The 17,193-nt window shown below is 66.2% G+C and carries 17 protein-coding genes; all 17 read right to left on the bottom strand.

Annotated elements, in window-relative coordinates; all coding sequences use genetic code 11:
• The 17 genes from LZD57_RS16800 to LZD57_RS16720 all read right to left on the bottom strand — a co-directional run bounded on the left by LZD57_RS16800 (position 1) and on the right by LZD57_RS16720 (position 17,138).
• Complete coding sequence (locus LZD57_RS16800; RefSeq protein WP_233720635.1) at positions 1-1,329, bottom strand: acyclic terpene utilization AtuA family protein; 1,329 nt, start codon at positions 1,327-1,329, stop codon at positions 1-3.
• Positions 1,326-3,158 carry a TRAP transporter permease gene (locus LZD57_RS16795; RefSeq protein WP_233720634.1) on the bottom strand — a complete coding sequence of 611 codons (1,833 nt, stop codon included), beginning with the start codon at positions 3,156-3,158 and terminating at the stop codon, positions 1,326-1,328. The genes LZD57_RS16800 and LZD57_RS16795 overlap by 4 nt, the downstream gene beginning before the upstream one ends.
• Positions 3,159-3,198: 40 nt before the next feature.
• Positions 3,199-4,158, bottom strand: a complete 960-nt coding sequence (locus LZD57_RS16790) for a TAXI family TRAP transporter solute-binding subunit (protein WP_233720633.1) — start codon at positions 4,156-4,158, stop codon at positions 3,199-3,201.
• 85 nt (positions 4,159-4,243) lie between these two features.
• Positions 4,244-5,050 (bottom strand): HpcH/HpaI aldolase/citrate lyase family protein, encoded by an 807-nt coding sequence (locus tag LZD57_RS16785; RefSeq protein ID WP_233720632.1) that lies wholly within the window; start codon positions 5,048-5,050, stop codon positions 4,244-4,246.
• Between the two features lie 10 nt (positions 5,051-5,060).
• Complete coding sequence (locus LZD57_RS16780) at positions 5,061-5,927, bottom strand: HTD2 family dehydratase (RefSeq protein ID WP_233720631.1); 867 nt, start codon at positions 5,925-5,927, stop codon at positions 5,061-5,063.
• A gap of 25 nt (positions 5,928-5,952) precedes the next feature.
• Complete coding sequence (locus tag LZD57_RS16775; RefSeq protein WP_233720630.1) at positions 5,953-7,146, bottom strand: CaiB/BaiF CoA transferase family protein; 1,194 nt, start codon at positions 7,144-7,146, stop codon at positions 5,953-5,955.
• Positions 7,143-8,309: a CoA transferase gene (locus tag LZD57_RS16770; protein ID WP_233720629.1), complete on the bottom strand. Its 1,167-nt coding sequence runs from the start codon at positions 8,307-8,309 to the stop codon at positions 7,143-7,145. Before LZD57_RS16770 ends, LZD57_RS16775 begins: the two co-directional genes overlap by 4 nt.
• Before the next feature lie 134 nt (positions 8,310-8,443).
• The gene (locus tag LZD57_RS16765) at positions 8,444-9,658 is read right to left on the bottom strand and encodes an FAS1-like dehydratase domain-containing protein (protein ID WP_233720628.1); all 1,215 of its coding nucleotides are present in this window, start codon (positions 9,656-9,658) and stop codon (positions 8,444-8,446) included.
• 246 nt (positions 9,659-9,904) lie between these two features.
• Positions 9,905-10,483, bottom strand: a complete 579-nt coding sequence (locus tag LZD57_RS16760) for a cysteine hydrolase family protein (protein WP_233720627.1) — start codon at positions 10,481-10,483, stop codon at positions 9,905-9,907.
• 71 nt (positions 10,484-10,554) lie between these two features.
• On the bottom strand, positions 10,555-11,190 hold the full coding sequence (locus tag LZD57_RS16755) for a GntR family transcriptional regulator (RefSeq protein ID WP_233720626.1): 636 nt from the start codon (positions 11,188-11,190) through the stop codon (positions 10,555-10,557).
• Between the two features lie 66 nt (positions 11,191-11,256).
• Positions 11,257-12,075 carry an N-acyl homoserine lactonase family protein gene (locus tag LZD57_RS16750; RefSeq protein ID WP_233720625.1) on the bottom strand — a complete coding sequence of 273 codons (819 nt, stop codon included), beginning with the start codon at positions 12,073-12,075 and terminating at the stop codon, positions 11,257-11,259.
• A 10-nt stretch (positions 12,076-12,085) separates the two neighbouring features.
• On the bottom strand, positions 12,086-12,820 hold the full coding sequence (locus LZD57_RS16745) for an ABC transporter ATP-binding protein (RefSeq protein ID WP_233720624.1): 735 nt from the start codon (positions 12,818-12,820) through the stop codon (positions 12,086-12,088).
• The gene (locus tag LZD57_RS16740) at positions 12,813-13,589 is read right to left on the bottom strand and encodes an ABC transporter ATP-binding protein (RefSeq protein WP_233720623.1); all 777 of its coding nucleotides are present in this window, start codon (positions 13,587-13,589) and stop codon (positions 12,813-12,815) included. The genes LZD57_RS16745 and LZD57_RS16740 overlap by 8 nt, the downstream gene beginning before the upstream one ends.
• Positions 13,589-14,551 (bottom strand): branched-chain amino acid ABC transporter permease, encoded by a 963-nt coding sequence (locus tag LZD57_RS16735; RefSeq protein WP_233720622.1) that lies wholly within the window; start codon positions 14,549-14,551, stop codon positions 13,589-13,591. Before LZD57_RS16735 ends, LZD57_RS16740 begins: the two co-directional genes overlap by 1 nt.
• A gap of 22 nt (positions 14,552-14,573) precedes the next feature.
• The gene (locus LZD57_RS16730) at positions 14,574-15,476 is read right to left on the bottom strand and encodes a branched-chain amino acid ABC transporter permease (protein ID WP_233720621.1); all 903 of its coding nucleotides are present in this window, start codon (positions 15,474-15,476) and stop codon (positions 14,574-14,576) included.
• Positions 15,473-16,384: an NAD(P)-dependent oxidoreductase gene (locus LZD57_RS24175; RefSeq protein ID WP_233720620.1), complete on the bottom strand. Its 912-nt coding sequence runs from the start codon at positions 16,382-16,384 to the stop codon at positions 15,473-15,475. Before LZD57_RS24175 ends, LZD57_RS16730 begins: the two co-directional genes overlap by 4 nt.
• Positions 16,385-16,388: 4 nt before the next feature.
• The gene (locus LZD57_RS16720; RefSeq protein WP_233720619.1) at positions 16,389-17,138 is read right to left on the bottom strand and encodes an SDR family NAD(P)-dependent oxidoreductase; all 750 of its coding nucleotides are present in this window, start codon (positions 17,136-17,138) and stop codon (positions 16,389-16,391) included.
• Positions 17,139-17,193: the final 55 nt, after the last annotated feature.

Here is a 17,193-nt window from a genome sequence, read left to right as displayed (position 1 = left end):
TCACGACTCCACGATGCGCACGGACACCTCGACCTCCGATCGCGGCATGAAGGTCGAGCGGATACCGATGACTTCCCTGAGACTGCGGGTCACGCCGCCGCCGCCGGCGGGGCCGCAGAGGTAAAGCGTCTCCACTTCGTCCGCGACGGTTTCCGCCACCTCGCGGCTGTCGCATCGCGCCGCGCACCGCAGCCGAACCTCGCGCGGCGGCGGGGCATCGCTGTCTCCCGGAAGAATGGAATCGACGCCGATCAGGTCCGACCGATAGGCGGCGATGGCGTTCTGGAAGGGCAGAAGCCGCTCCTTCAAAATGTCGGCGGCCAGACGGCCGCGCGCCACGGCGCCGGGACCGGCATAGGAAATCTCTCCCTGGCCGATCCAGCCATCGCGACTTCCGACGGAAACCTTGAGCGTTTCGGGTCTGGGATGCCCTGCCCCGCCGCTGACCGCCACGCGGTCCGGCCCGATCTCGGTGAAATCGACATTCGAGAAATCCGCGACGACGTCGGGCTGCAGATAGCGGGCCGGATCGTGGATTTCGTAGAGAAGCTGCTCGGTGCAGGTGGCAAGGGTGACCTGACCGCCGGTACCCGGCAATTTGGTGATGACGGCGTTGCCGTCTTCGCCCACCTCCGCCAGGGGATAGCCGACATTGGCGAGATCCGGCACGTCCTTGAGGCCGGGATCGGCGAAATAACCGCCGGTGATCTGGGCCGCGCATTCGAGAAGATGGCCGACCAGCGTGCCCCGCCCGAGCCGCTCCCAGTCATCGGACGCCCAGCCGAATTCATGGGCGAGCGGCCCCAGAAACAGGGCGGGATCGGCCGCTCGGCCGCAGATCACGACCTGGGCTCCGGCCTGGAGCGCGTCGACGATACCCGCGCTTCCGATATAGGCGTTGGCCGAGACGAGGCGGGTGCCCAAAGCTTCCGCCGGCATCCCGGTGTCGTCGAGGGGATAAGGAGCGACGTGGCCGAGCACGTCGTCTCCGAGGACGGCGGCGACCTTGACGCCCGTGAGCCCCATATCCGCGGCCGTCTCGGCCACCTTTTGGGCCGCCGCCCATGGATTGGCCGCGCCCATATTGGTGACGATCCGCGTGCCGTTCCTCAGACAGTCGGGAAGAACGGCGCGGATGCGCCGTTCGAGGAGCTTGTCGTAGCCCTCTGACGGATCGGCGACCCGGGCAAGCTGCGCCAAGGCGATCGTGCGTTCGGCGAGGCACTCGAAGACGAGATAGTCCAGCGCTCCATCCCGCGCGAGCGCCACCGCCGGATCGATCCGGTCGCCACCAAACCCCGCCCCCGCTCCGATGCGCACCGTTTTCATGTCGCGACCTGCCTGCGGTTTCGACCCATGAGCCAGCCGAACGCGAGCAGCGCGGCAGCGATGAAGGGCGTCGATGGATGCGGCCAGATGGCGAGGGCGATCGCGGTACTGAGAAGCACGATGTCCAACCACCGCCAGCCGGACAGCGGCACGCGCGAAAGCAGCGTCGGAATGGCGAAGACGAGGACGACACCCGCGAGAAGAGCGTCGACGACGGCGAGGTTGCCGCCCTCCAGCACCATGCCCGGATAGATGAGCAGGAGGAAGGGCACGACGTAGGTCATGGCACCCAGCCGCACCGCCTCGCCGGCAGCGGCCATCCATCCGGTGTTGGCGATCCCCGCCCCGACGAAGACGGCGACGCAGACCGGCGGGGTGATCACCGAAATGGTCGCGAAATAGAAGACGAAGAGATGCGCCGTGAGGAGCGGCACGCCGACCTCGGTCAGGGCCGGCGCCAAGACCGCCGCGACCAGGACATAGGCCGCCGTCGTCGGCAGGCCCATCCCCATCACCAGACAGACGACGCCGACGAGCAGCGCCACCAGCGCCATGGAACTGCCGCCCCAGGCGACGATCGCGGTGGAAAGCGCCACCCCCGCGCCGGTCAGATTGACCATCGAGACCAGGATCTGCGCGCCCGCCAGGAGGACGCCGATGATGACGAGGCCCCGCCCGGCATCCTCGAATCCCGTGAGCACGCGCTGCCCCATCTCCCGCAGTGACAGCCGCCCGGCTTGCGACAGCACGAAGGCGGCGAGCAGGCCGACGATGCCGTAGAAGGCGGATGTCGAGACCGAGCGCCCCATCCAGAAGCCGATGCCGAGGCCGGTGAGCGCGGCAACGACCGGCCCGATCCGCCGCGCCGCCAGGATCTGGCGCCATGGCGGCAACTCCTGTGCAGGCACGAGCGCGAGGCCCCGCTGGACGGAAACGAGATGAACGGTCACGAAGACGGAAACGTAGAAGAGGATCGCCGGCAAAAGCGCTGCGCTGATGATCGCCGTGTAGGGGACGCCGACGATTTCCGCCATGACGAAAGCCGCCGCGCCCATGATGGGCGGCGCGATCTGGCCGCCGGTCGAGGCGACCGCTTCCACCGCAGCGGCGAACGGACGCGGATAGCCGAGCCGGATCATCATCGGGATGGTGAAATTGCCGGTCGTCGCGACATTGGCGACGGACGAGCCGGAAATCATGCCGAACAGTCCCGACGCGATGGTCGCGATCTTGGCGGCACCGCCCGCCTGCCTGCCACCCAGCCGCATGGCGAGATCGATGAAGGCCTGACCGCCGCCGGTATGGAGAAGCAGCGCGCCGAACAGGACGAAGGCCGCGATCACCGTCGCGGCGACGCCCGTCAGCATGCCCCAGATGCCCAGATCGCCGAGGAAGACCGTTTCGGTAATGTAATAGGCGTCGAAGCCGCGATGCCGCAGCGCTCCGGGCAGCGATGCGCCGAAATAGGCATAGGCGAGGCCCACCAGCACCAGGAGCGGAAAGATCACCCCGACGGTCCGGCGCGCCAGTTCCAGCACAGCGAGGACGAGCCCCGCCGTCAGGACCATGTCGAGCGGCGTCGCCCAGGGCAGCTCCGTCATGATGCGATCGTAATTGACGACGACATAGACGCAGGCCGCAACGCTGATCGCCATCAGAGCGAGGTCGACCACCAGTCCAAGCCACCGCCACGACCGCCCCTGGCCCAGCGGATAGATCGCAAAGCCGAGGCAGATGACCAAAGCGAGGAAAATCGCCCGCTGGATGAGGCCTTCGAACGCGCCGAAGGCCGCGGTGTAGAAGACGAAGGCACCCGTCAGGAGCGCCAACGCCTTTCCCGGTGACGGAAAATGGAGCACGGCGTCACGACTACTGCTGCGGCTTCAACCGGTCGGGAACGGTATACCCGTTCTCCTCGAACCATCGCACGGCGCCCGGATGAAGCGGCACAGTGCCATAGTCGAGCGTCAACCGCGCGAGATCCGCGCCCTTGACGCCGGCCATCGCATTGCCCTGGACGGACTTGTCCTCCATCACCGCCTTGACGATCTTGTAGGCCGTATCGTCGGACATTTCGGACGTGGCGGCCACGCCCACGCCGAAGCTCCACGTCGTGTAGGCGGGCACACCCTCGGCGACGCCCGCGGCGACGTCCACGATGGAAATGTCCGGCATGTTCTCGCGAATGGCGTCGGCCTGCTTCTGGTCGAGACCGAGCACCCGGATCGGCGTCGTGGTGGCCAGATCGATCGTCGAACTGTCGAGGGTATTCGCCGAACCGGACTTCACATAGCCCGCCAGCCGGTTGTCCTTGATCGAATCGACGATGTCCGTGGTCGAGCCGCGCACATAGTCCGGCTCGATGTCGAGAACCTCGAAAACCGCTTCGGTGGTCGTCTCGGTGGCCGATCCCTTGATGCCGGGATTGAGGCGGACGCCGCCGAGCGCCGACAGGCTCTCCACGCCGGAATCGGCTCGCATGATCACGTTCTGCGGGGCCGGCAGATAGACCCACAGGAGCGCCAGATCCTGGGCGCGACCATCGAATTCCTGCGTGCCGGCGACGGCATGCTGGAGAACGTTGGTGGTGATGATGCCGAGATCCATCTGGCCGCGTTCCATGCGCCGGATGTTGTCCATCGCGGCGCCCGTCTCGACCACCGTCGCATTGATGTCGGAACCGCTCTCGTTGATCAGCTTGCCGACGGCGACGATGTAGCCGTAATGGCTCGACGAGGCCGATGTGGAGCCGAAGAGGATATCCTCAGCATGGCCGGTCCCGCAGGCCAGAAGCAAGGCGGCAATTGTGCTGCCGATGATCCGTTTCATGTTTTCCTCCCTGATATGGTTCTTGTCGTTTCCCGCCGGCGCAGCCGGCAAGCCGTCGCTCCTCCTCCGACGCCCGGTCGAGGCGTCAGGATGTCGTGTGCCGGGCGCCTTCGAGGATCTGGCGCGCCCGCTCGATCAGCGGACGGTCCACCATCTTGCCGTCCACCTGAACCACCGACCCGGCTGCTTCCTCCAGCGCCGCGACGACCCGCTTTGCCCACTCCACTTCGCCCGGTGTCGGAGAAAAACCCGCATTGACGGCTTCGACCTGGGCCGGATGAATGCACAGCTTGGCACCGAAGCCCATGGCTCGGGCTCGCAAGACGTCCTTCTCGATGGCTTGTTTATCGGCAAAGTCGGTCGTCACACCATCGATGGGGCGGGCGAGCCCCCCGAGACGCGAGGCGACGACGATCTCGAAGCGGGCCGGATCGAGCTCGGCGCCACTTTCCGGAATACGGGCATCGGCCCCGAAGTCGAGATTGCCGAAGGCCAGCCGCGTGACGCCGGAGATCGTCACGGAGTTCCGCAGCGTGGCGAGCCCCGCCACCGTCTCCACCAGCGCGATCACGGATCGGCCGGGCAGATGCCCGGTCAGATGGGCCAGTGCCTCCGGCTCCGCTTTCGGGAGCATGATGTCTGCGGTGGTGATATCGGCCAGCGCGGCGAGATCGTCCGCATGCCACGGCGTGCCGCGACCGTTGATCCGCACGATCCCCTGCCCACCCTGGCGGAACCAGTCGACGACATGGGCGCGGGCCTCGTCCTTCGCATCCGGGCCGACGGCGTCTTCCAGATCGAGGATCACCGCGTCCGCTCCGGACCCCGCAGCCTTGGCGAATCTGTCCGGCCGCTGACCGGGAACGAAGAGGTAGCTGCGCGGCTCGCTCATCGCCCGCCCCTCACGTCCGGAACGTGGCGTCGGCCTTCATCGCCAGTTCGCCGTCCGGGCCACGCGCCCACAGCGCGAGCGTTTCGGGTGTGTCGCCGGCGGAGGCTTCGAGGTGAAACGGCCGATCGACGAAGAGCGGCGCCATGCCGCGAAACGAGAACTGCGCCAAGGCCGCATCGGGCCGGCAGCGCTGCGCGAAGCCCTGCAACAGGGTGGCGATCAAAGGGCCATGCACGACGAGGCCGGGATAGCCTTCCTCGCCGGTGGCATAGGGCTGGTCGTAATGGATGCGGTGCCCGTTCGAGGTGAGAGCGGAATAGCGAAACAGGAGGACCGGGTCGGGCACGACCTCTTCGGACCATTCGGCTCCTTCGGGGGCCGCGGCCGGAACGGGCTTCGGCGCGTCGGTTGCAGGGGCTTCGCGATAGACGATGTCCTGCTCTTCCTCGACGCAGAGCGTGCCGCCGGCTGAGATTCGATGGCGGACGGTCACGAAGACCAGCCGTCCGCCCCGTCCGGATTTCGGCACGACGTCGAGGATCGTGCTTTCCTTTTCCGCCGTCGCGCCCACCGGCAACTCGGCATGATAGGTGAGCCGTCCGCCGGCCCACATCCGGCGCGGCAGGCCGACATCGGGCAGAAAGCCGCCTCGCTTCGGATGCCCGTCCACGCCAATCTCGCTTCGCCGAACGAAGGGATTGAAGAACAGCCAGTGCCATCCCGGCGGCAGTGGCTCGCCGGCCATGGGCGCACTGGCGATGTCGAGCGTGGCGGCGAGAGCCGCGACGCGCTCGGCCGGGATCGCTTCCACGCGGCTCTCGGTTCGGCCGATCGCCTCGGAGCCGTCGTCTTCGGACATGGCCGCCAGGGTGTTCATCTCGGATTTCTCGCTTTCGTTTCGGTCAGTAGATGACCTCTGTCTCGATCAGCCGTTCGCGCTCGGCCCGCCCCATGCCGAGAAGCTCGCCATAAACGTAATCCTCATGCTCCCCGAGCCCCGGCGTGCCCCGCTCGATCCCGGGGGCGTCACTCCCCGAAAAGCGGGCTGGGAAGCCGACCGCCATGCGCTCGCGGCCATCCGTCTCCCGAACCGGCACGACGGCACCGCGCGCCCGCATGTGAGGGTCCTCGGCGATGTCGGCCGCCCGCCAGGAGACGTGCGCCGGCACGCCCGCTTTCTGGAGACGACGTGCCGCGTCCTCGGCGTCGATCTGCCGTGTCCAGGCTTCGACCATCTCGTCCAGCTCGCCGCGTACGGCGATCCGGGCTTCTGCGGTCCCATAGCGCGGATCACGCGCGAGCTGCGGCTCTCCCATGGCTTCGGCCAGGGCCCGCCATTCGGCGTCGGTGGAAACGGCGATGCTGAGCCAGCAATCGCCTTCTCGGCTCGCGTAGAGGCCATGCGGCGCCCGCTGTGGGTCGATATTGCCCGCCCGGCGCATGGCGATGCCGGTCGAACTCGCCGTCAGGGCCTCGCCGACGAGCGAAGAGGCCACTTCACGCGCGGCCACGTCGACATGGCTTCCCTCGCCGCTGCGCCGACGTTTGTGAAGGGCGGCGACGGTGGCGAGCGCGGCATTCATGCCGACGGAATGATCCATGACGTGGCGCATCTCGACCGGCGGGCCATCCTCGTAGCCCGTCAGATGCCCCAGCCCGCCCCATGCGCCGAAGAGCGGCGCATAGCCCGCATAATGGCTGTCGGGTCCGGTCTGGCCGGAGGAGGACACCGAGACCATGACGATGTCACGCTTCACGGCGCGCAACGCCTCATAGCCGAGCCCGAGCCTCTTCATCACGCCGGCGCGGAAGCTTTCGGCCGCAACGTCCGCGATCCCGACCAGGCGCTTGGCCAAGGCGACGCCCTCGGGATGCTTGAGGTTCAGGCGAACGGAGAGTTTGTTGGAAGCCACCTGATCGAAGGTCGCGGGCCCCGCCCGCCCATAGACCGTGTGGGGCTTGCGGAAGATATCCGGTCGGTGAGCGCTTTCGATCTTGATGCATTCCGCGCCGAGTTGCGAGAGCATGTGGGTGCAGAAAGGTCCTGCAGCGTGGACGGTGAAGTCGGCGATGCGGATGCCGGCGAGCGGTTTCATGCCGTGGCCTCTCTCTTCGTCGCCGCAAACCGGGCGTCGAGCAGGGCCTGATCGGCCCCGGGCTTCGGCGCTGCGGCGCCCAATCTCAAGGGCTCGTCGCCGAAGCGGAAGGGCGCGGTCTGAACCTTCACGTCGCCGACGCCAGGCATTGCGAGCGTCTGGAAAATCCCGCGAGCGTTTTCGTGGGCGCCTTCCAGGATCTGCTCCGGCGTGTTGTAGCGTGCCATGGGGACGCCGAGTTTCTGGGCTCGGGCGACCAACTCTTCCACGTCGTGATGACGAGCCCATTCCCGGATATGCCGATTGATGTCCTGGCCGCGCGCACTGCGTTCGGTCGCGTCGTCGAGCGCTTCGTCCAACGCCCATTCGGGCGAGCCCATCAGCTCGACGAGGGCTTTCCATTGCCGCTCTTCCAGGGTGAGAAGCTCGACATAGCCGTCGCGGCATTCGATCACCCCGCCGAAGCGGAACGAGCGGGTATGGCGATGCTCGACCGAGCCGTCGCCATGGCGCTGCAACGCGAAGGCCCCCACCGCGACATTGGCATCCTGGATCGACGCATCGACATACTGGCCCTGGCCGGACCAGAGCGCCGCCAAGGCCGCAAGGGCGGCCGCCGCACCCCCCTGCATTTCGGCGAAATGGCCGCCGATCTTCAGCGGCGGGCGGTCGGGAAAGAGGTCGACGGACAGACCGTTCGGCAGGAGATAGCCCTCCCCGCCCGCATGAACGAGGTTTATTTCCGCTCCCTTCCAGTCCGCCTTCGGGCCGGATGCGCCGAAGGGCAGCACGGAGAGATGGACGAGATCGGGATGGCGCGACGCAATCGCCGCCTCGTCCAGACCGAGACCCTCCCGATCTGCCAACGGCGTGTCGTCGATGAGAATGTGCGAACTGGAAAGAAGCGCGTCCAGCGCCGCGCGATCGGTTTCGGTCTCGAGGTCGCAGATGACGCTGCGCTTGTCCGCCGCGAGATAGGCGAAGAGCGCGCTGCCGCCCTGCCGGAACAAGGGCGCCTCGTTGCGCAGCGGGCAGAGCGAGGGCGGTTCGACCATGACGACGTCGGCGCCCATCGCAGAAAGCAGGCGCCCGGCCCAGGCTCCGGCCACACCGGCCGCGTGCTCGACGACCCGGATACCGGCAAGTGGTTTGTCATGCTGCATCACCAGACGCCTCCCTCGTCGGTCCGCGCAGGAGCGGGTGGCCACACGGACCTAGAATCCCGCTCCAACGTCTTGTTCTTGCGCATGATCGCGCCCGGAAAGACTTGCGCCCGACCGGCATCATGCCCGTGCGATCACCGCACGACCGGAAGTTCCAGATCGAGGGCGCTGCCATCGAAGGAGACCTTCAGGTTGGGATCGCGGCTGGGAAGGATGACGGTGGCGACGCCCGGCGTGGTGATCTCCCCGCGCTGGTTCTCGCCCCAGATCTCGATATCCACGAGAGCGTGACCGTCCTTCACGTATTTGCGGCTCACCTTGCCCTTGCACCAGGTGGAATCGCCCATGGTGTTGAAGCGCCGCATTTCGGTGCGCACACGCTTCAGGAAGCCGGCATCGCCCATCCAGTTGGTGACCAGCGAGGCCATCCAGGACGAGCGCTGCGGGCCGTAGTCGTAGACGCCGGGAACGCCGACCTCCTTGGCCGTGCTCTCGCGGTGGTGGCCGATGCCGGTATATTCGATGCCGCCGCCGGCTTCCGGATTGCGGAAGAAGTGGCCCGGATGCTTGACGGCCGCCTGGAAGACGACGCCGTGCGTGTGACCGCGGCCGCAACCGACGAGAAAGCCCATCGTATCCATCAAGGACAGCGGCCCGCGCACGATCGGATCGAGCGTCTCGCCCTCGGTGACGTCGTCCCAGTAGCGGACCTTGCCGCCACGGATGAGCTCCACCTCGCGGATGATCGCCTCGTCCAAGGCCTCGTATTCTTGCGCGGTGTATTCGTAGGGCTTGATGTCCTTGTACTTGCCCGTGTCGCGGGCTGCCTTGCGTTCGTGGCGCGTGCAGGTGCCGAGCGCGCGGGCGACGATCTCGCCGCGCTGGTTGGAATAGGTCGCCTCGACATATTGCAGGACCAGCCGCCCGGAGAACTTGCTCTCCTTCTCCTGGACGCCGACGACGCGCTCGATCGCGCTGATCCGGTCGCCGGGGCGGATATGGCGGTAAAGCTCCCAGTCGTTTCCGGCGTAGAATCCGTGAACCCCCGGCAGGCCCCAGCGCGTCCGGCCGACCCAGCCGAAGGCCATCGGAAACATCGGATGGGCGAGCTGGCCGCCATAGCGGGAATTACGACCGTATTCCTGCTCGCGGTAGAGCGGGTTGAGGTCGCCGATGCCATTGCACCAGTTGCGCAGCGTGTCGGTGGTCGCATCCTGCAGATAAGGGCCTTCGGGGCGCAGATGCAGGCCGATCATGTCGCGGGCGGCGGCGACCGCCTCGTCGGTGATCTTCCCCTCCGCCGGGGCGCCGCCCATGCTCTCCTTGGTCGCTTCCTTCGTGTCAGCCATGCTCACGGGTGGTCCCTTCTCTCTCGGGTTCGTGCCCGGCACGGTGGTCCGCGCCCCTGGGCAATGCCGGGTCAACCCAGCGCGTCATCGATAATTTAATGCATTTTATTTTCTCAGGTCAACACGATCATTGCAAGAAAACGCGATTTCTCGGCTGATTCACGCAATAAGCACCGCAAATCCCCACAAGAGCGCGAAGCGATCCCGCTTTTGGGTGCATTTAATGCATTGTTTGAGAGGTCGGCGTTAGAACTGCGCGTCTGCGGCCTTGGTGATGGTCGCGTATCGTTTCAGGCCGGCGAGAGCAAAGTCATGCTCTTCGGTGGTGGCGCCGGCGCAGCAGTCTTCGAGGACGACGCACTGATAGTCGCGGTCGTGCCCCTCGCGCACCGCCGCGGACACGACGCCGTTGGTGGAGACGCCGGTGAGGATCAGGCGGCGAATGCCCTGGGCCCGCAACAGGGGCTCGAGCTTGGTGCCATAGAACGGGCTGACCCGATGCTTGACGATGTCGGGGTCGCCCTTCTGCGGCGCGAAATCCGAATAGACTTCGGTTCCCCAGCTGCCGAGGGTGAAGATCTTGTTGTCGCGTGCCTTCGAGAAGACGGGGGAGCCCGGCGGGCATTCGGCGTAGTCGGGCGAGAACCCGACCCGCACATAGCCGACCATCATGCCGGCCTCGCGGGCGCGGCGGATGGCGAGCTTCGTGTTGTCGTAGACGCCGCGTTCGCGGCAGAGCGGAACGTAGGATTTGCCGCCCATTCCATCGGGATGGACGAGGTCGTTCAGCATGTCCATGACGAGCAGGATGCTATCGGAAGCCATGTTCTTCTCCTTGCTGCACTATCCGTTTGCGGAGGCAGGTCCGCCGGATCGAGCAACGAGGAACGCCTGCCCTATTCGGTGTAACTTGCCTTGAATTCGTCCCAACCGGCCCGGATGTGAGATCTCAGCGCCGTCAGGATCGCGCCTTCGTCCCGGGACAGAATGGCGCTGAGCATGTCGCGGTGCTCTTTCGAGGCCCGGTCGATCCGGTTCTCCAGCTTGTTGATCAGGTCGAAGGGATATCGGGCCCAGAGCGCGCGCACGAAGCGCAGCGTCTGCGGCAGATCGGCGGTGAGGTACAGGACCTCGTGAAAGCGGTAGTTGATGCTGCGAACCGCATCCCGGTCGCCTTTGGCGGCGGCCGTTTCGAGCTGATCCTGCAGATCGCGCAGCTCCTGCATCTGCTCCGCGTTCAACCGCTCCATGGCCCTCAAGGCCAGCTTGCATTCCAGCGTCACGCGCAGATCGACGATTTCCTCGGTCGCGTTGATGTCGAACGGCGCGACGGTCGCCCCCCGGTGCGAGGTGCCGAGGATGAACCCCTCGGCCTCCAGAAGCTTCAGCGCTTCGCGAACCGGCGTGATGCTGGTTCCGATCATCTCCGCGATCTGCGCCTGCTTCAGCTTCGAGCCGCGCGGAAACTTGCCCGAAATAATGCCTTCTCTCAGATAGTCCGCGACCCGCTCTTCCTTGGTCTGATGCTTCAACGTCCCGGCCTTCCGTCCACCATGCGTCGGTTCTACACCGCCGTCGGAGCGAAATAGTGCAAAATATCACGAAGCGCCTCCTCTTTCGGGCGCAACGTCAAGCCGCAGGATATGCTTCATGCCGAGCCCTTCTGCCAAGGGGTAGAGTTCGGCGATCCGCGGGTCGTGGGCGGGCAGGACATGGTCGTCGCCGTCGGCGAGCGACCGGATGACGTCGTGGGCCGCGATCATCTCCGAGGCGTTGAACAGGACGGCGAATGGCACGCCGCGCTCGTACTCCTCATAGTAGTGCAGGGCATCGGAGGCGAGAACGACAAAGCCGCGTTCGGTCCTGACGCGCACGATCTCCTGGCCTGCGCAATGTCCGCCCACCCAGTGGACGCTCACGCCATCGGCGATCTCGGCCTCGCGCCCGTGCAGCGTCAGCCGTCCATCATGAAGCAGGTGAACCAGGCGAACGATCTCGTCCGGCTCGTAGGCCCGGCGGAACCAGGGCTTTTCCATCCAGGGGCCGGTCACATAGGCCATCTCCTCGGCCTGCATGTGAAAATGCGCAGCGGGAAAGGCGTCGAGAAAACCGAGATGGTCGTAATGGGCGTGCGTGAGGATCACCGTGTCGGCCGTTGCGGCATCGACGCCGAGGGCGGCCAGGCCCTCCACCGGGCTCAGGAGGTGCGTGTGTCCATGCTTGGCAGCCTTGGCAGGGTCCATGCCGGTATCGACGACGATGGCGCGCCCGTCGCCGATCAGCACCCAGGAATAAAAGTCGAGGGTGAGCGGCGCGGTGGGATCGGCTTCGAGGATGAAGTTGTTGCCGCGGGTGCGGCTTTCGTTGACGGCATGACGGATGCCGTAGATGCGCCAGATCTGTCCTTTGGTCGTCATCGCGAAATCCTCACGCTGCCGAGGCGGCGCCGAGATAGGCGTCGATGGCCTCCTGGCGCGCCGCGTTGTCTTTCAGGTCCGCCGCCGTGCGATGACCGATGATCCGCCCGCCCCGCAGGAAATGCAGTTCGTCGCAGATGCGCATCGACATCGCGAGATTCTGCTCGACCAGCACGATGGCGAGATCGGATTCGCGCCGGATCGCCGCGAGCCGGTCGAAGACCCGCCGCACCAGCATGGGCGCGAGGCCGAGGGACGGCTCGTCGAGAAGCAGGAGCTTGGGCGCGGCCATCAGGCCCCTGCCGATCGCCAGCATCTGCTGCTCCCCGCCGCTCAGACGCCAGGCCGCGCGATCCGCCTTGTTGGCGATCTCTGGAAACAGGTCCAGCACCATCTCCGTGCGCGTCCGGCGATCCCTGGCGGCGAGATGGTAGCCCCCAAGGACGAGGTTCTCGCGCACGCTCATATTGGCGACGATCTCGCGACCCTCGGGGACGTAGATGATGCCACGCTTCACCCGCTCGCGCGCCGGGAGCGCCGAGATCGGCTCCCCGCCGAAAAGGATCTCGCCGCGCGAAGGGATCAGCCCGGCAATCGCCTTCATGATCGAGGTCTTGCCGGCGCCATTCGCACCGAGAAGCGTGACCACCTGGCCGTCGCCGACGGCAAAGGAGACGTTCTCGACCGCCTGGGCCGAGGTTCCGTAGAAGACCGACAGGCCGGAGACCGACAGGACCTCAGTCATCGTCGTCTCCCAGATAGATGCGCACGACCTCCTGATTGGCGCGCACTTCCTGCGGCGAGCCGCAGGCGACGATGGCGCCGAAATTCAGGACGTAGATCCGGTCGCAGATCGACATGACGAGATCCATGTCGTGTTCGACGACCACCATCACGAGGTCGGACGTCGCGAGCTTGCGCAGGGTGCGCATGAGATCGCGGGTTTCGGAATTGTTGAGACCTGCCGCCGGCTCGTCGAGCAGCAGCACCGCCGGCTGTCCGACGATGGCGCGCGCGATCTCGACCAGACGCAACATGCCGGGCGGGAGTTCGGAGGGCAGCTTGTGCTCGAGACCCGCGAGCCCCAGTTCGGACAGGGCGCCTTCGGCCGCCGCGCGCATGGCCGCCATCTCGTCCGTGCCCCGCCGGGTCGGAAGGAAGGCGTGCAGCCAGCCGGCGTGATAGTTCCGCGCGACGCCGATCATGACGTTTTCGAGCACGCTGAGGTCGGGGCTCAGAGCGACATGCTGGAAGCTGCGCACGATCCCCTTGCCGGCGCGCGCGGCGGGAGACAGCCCGTCCAGGGCGTGCCCGAGATAGGTGATCGCCCCCTTCTGCGGGCGATAGGCTCCCGTCAGACAGTTGAACAGGCTGGTCTTGCCCGCGCCATTCGGGCCGATCAGACCGGTGATCTCCCCCGCCCTGAACTCGACGTCGAGGCCTTTCAGAACCTCGATCCCGCCGAAGGACAGCGCCAAGCCCCGACCTGTCAGGGCATTCGCCGTTCCGTCCATCAAGCGCCTCCCTTGCTTGCGAAGAGAAACGAGCGGATGCGCGGCAGATAATGCCCGATGAGGATCATGCCGAGCAGCGCCAGACCGTAAAGGACCGGGATCCACGCACCGGACGCCGACAGGAACTGCGGCACGAGGGTGAGGAAGGCGCCGCCGACGAGCGCTCTCGTCAGACTGAGGCCGTAGAAGCTGACCACGGACCCCACCAGGAGGAATATCGACGTCCAGAAGGTGAAGCTGCTCGGCGACACGGTCGAACCCGCAAAGGCGAGGATCGCGCCGCAAACGCCGCCGATTCCGCCGCTGATGCCCATGACGGCGATGCGGGCCCAGACCTGGCGGGTGCCGAAGGCGTCGGCCGCGGCCGGATGCTGCTTGGCGAGGAGAAGCGTGAGGCCCTGCCGCGAATGCCGCAGACGCCTCAGGCCATAGACGACTGCGATCAGCGCGAGAAGTCCGGCATAGTAGCGTTGCAGGCTCGCCTCGACGCCCGGGATGACCGACTGCGAGACGTAGAGCCCTTCATAACCGCCCGTGAGCCAGTCGGCATTGTTGATGAGCTCCGGAACGGCCAAAGCCAGCGCCATGGTGGAAACGGCGAGATAGATGCCGGAGAGCTTGCGGGACGGCCAAGCGAAGGCGACGCCGCAAACGGTGCCCAGCACGAGCGCCAGAGGCAGGCTCGCGACCAGCGAGAGACCGTATCGCGTGTCGAGAATGGCGACGGCGTAGGCGCCGACGGCGGCAAAGAAGCTGTGCCCGATGGAAACCTCGCCGCCGTACCGGACCAGGACGCTGACGGCCAGGACACCGATGCTGTTGGCAAAGCAGATACCGAGCGCGAAGGTCCACGAACCGCCGATGAGGAACGGCAGGGCGAAGAGGACCGCGGCGAGGAGATAGTCGGCTCCGCTGGCCGCGAGCCAGCCGCGTGCGTGGTTCCCGGACGCGGACCCGGGCATCGTTTCGATCGAAGCGGACGACTTAGACACGGCTGCCCCCGGCGCGCGCCAGGATGCCGTTCGGGAAAACGTTCAAAGCAAGGAGGATCAGGACGAGCAGGAAGGTGCTGGTGAACTCCGCAGAGACGTAGAAGGTGAAAAGGTTCATGAGGATACCGATGAGGATGCCGCCGACGAGGCTGCCCGGCAAGCTGGCGAACCCTCCGATCACCGCCGCCGCGAAGGCCTGCAGCATGAAGGCCGCGACAGTGGTCACGCTGAGGAACGTCGTCGGAACGATCAGGAGCGCCCCGACGACGCCGAGAATGGCCGCGACGATCCAGGAAAACAGATGGATCGAGCGCAGATTGAGCCCACAGACCTCCGCGGCGAACGGGTTCTCCGAAATGGCCCGGAACGCGATGCCGAGCTTGGTGTAGTCGACGACGAAGAAGAGCGTCCCGATGGTGACGACGGCAACCGCCAGCACGGTCAGATCGTATCCGGTGATGAAGAGCCCGAGAAACGACATGCTGAAACGCGGGATCGGCAGATCCAGATTGACGATGTCGGCGCCGAAGATCAGAAGCGTCGCGCCCTGGGCGATGAGACCGAAACCCAAGGTGGAGATCGTCGCGGTCAGCTCGGATTCGAAGACGAGCGGCGAGATGACGGCGTAGATCAGGAAGGCGATCGCGACGACCGCGATCATCGCCAGCAACACCGCGACGCCCCAGCTGAGATTCAGCAGAACGCCGCTGGAAAATCCATAGATCAGGAAGGCGGCGAAACCCGCGACGTTGCCGTGCGAGAAGTTCACGACCTGCGACGACTTGAAAATCATCACCAATCCCAGCGCCCCGAGCGCGTAGAGGCAGCCGGTGATCATGCCGGACCACATCAGCGGGAAGAGGTCGAGCAGGATATTGCCAAGGCCGTCGCTCATGACGACCGATCCTTGGTGCCGGACCGGCCCATCACGCCCGCCTCCACCAGCTCGATCACCACCGGGAAGTAGCGCCCCGAATAGCCGTTCTCGACCGCGGCGTCGTAGTAGCTGCGCACCGCGGCGGCCGCCGGAAGCGGCACTCCGGTCTGGTCGGCGAGTTCGAAGACATAGGATATGTCCTTGAGAGCGTATTCCGGGGAAAACGCCTTGCCCGGGAAATCCCTCGGAAGCATCGCCTTGCGGCCATGATTGCGAAGGACGAAGCTGTCTCCCGACCCTTTCGACACCGCGTCCAGGAGCACGTCCGGGGCGACGCCGGCTTTTTCGCCCAGGACCATCATCTCGGCCAGGGCCGCGGTGTTGGCAAAGACCAGCATGTTGTTGACGAGTTTCAGGACCTGGCCTGCCCCGACGTCGCCGCCATGGGTGATGTCGGTGGCGATCAACGCCAGCATCGGCTCGATTTCAGCAAACAGGGTTGCGGACGCGCCCACCATGATGGCGAGCGTGCCCTTCTGTGCCGCCTCCCGGGTCCGCGCCACCGGCGCGTCGGCAAAGTCGATCCCCTTGGCCTTCAGCACTCCAGCCACTTTGCGGGCGAGTTCCACCGGTGTCGTCGAGAGATCGACCACCGCCCGGCAGCGGCCGCCCGCCGCGGCGATCGCGCCGACAACCGCCTCCACCTGAGGCCCGCCCGGCAGCGACAGGAAAATCACGTCCGCCTCTTCTGCCAGCGCCTCGACGGAGGGAACCCGCGTTGCGCCCGCCTCTTCGACCACCTCGAGGGCATCGTCGGAAAGGTCGAAGGCGAGAACCCGGCCGGAAGCCTTCCTCGCCATGTTGCAGCACATGGGGCCTCCCATGACGCCGAGGCCGACGAATCCGATCGTAGTGTTGTCGCTCACGATATCAGTCCATCAACATGCCGCCGTTCACGTCGAGAACGGTGCCGGTAATCCAGTTGGAAGCGGGCGAGCAGAGAAACAGGATCGCCTGCGCTATGTCCTCGGGCTGGCCGAACCGGCCGAGCGGGACGTTGCCGTTCGCCGACGGGGCGGCGCGCTGGGTCACGGTCTCCCACATGGGCGTCTCGACCGGGCCGGGCGCGATGACGCTGGCATAGACGCCTTTCGAAGCGCCGTTCTTGGCCACCCATTTCATCAGGCCGTGGACGGCCGACTTGGCGGCGACATAGGACGGTCCCGAAGCCACGCCGCCGATCTTCGCGGCGATCGAGCCGAGCGCGACCATCTTGCCCATGCCCTGCTCGGCCATGATGGGGTAGACCGCCCGCACGGGATTGACCACGCCCATCAGGTTCACGTCCAGGATGGACCGCCATTCCTCGTCGGTGGATTCGGTCAGCGGCCTGTGGGAGATCGTCCCCGCACAAAGGACCAGCGCGTCGATGCGGCCGTGCTCGGCCTTGATCTCGGTGACCAGGGCATCGGTCGCCTCGCGCGAGGTCACGTCATAGCGGCGGTATGACACCCGCCGATCCCCGAAATCGGCGGCCTCGGCGATGTCGGTCGCGACCACCGTCGCGCCCGCCTCCGCCAGAGTGAGCGTCGTCGCCCGCCCTATACCGCCCGCCGCGCCGGTCACGAGGGCGATCCGCCCGTCCATGCGCGCAGGGGCACTCACCGGTATGAGGGCCATACCCGTCTCCTGCTCTGCCTGATTGAAAATATCTGGCGCGGCACCTGGCTCATGC

The organism is Jiella avicenniae (genome assembly GCF_021390325.1).
Taxonomy (GTDB): Bacteria; Pseudomonadota; Alphaproteobacteria; order Rhizobiales; family Rhizobiaceae; genus Jiella; species Jiella avicenniae.
The sequence above is the reverse complement of the archived record's forward strand: the minus strand, read 5'-3'. Positions and strand labels throughout refer to the sequence as shown.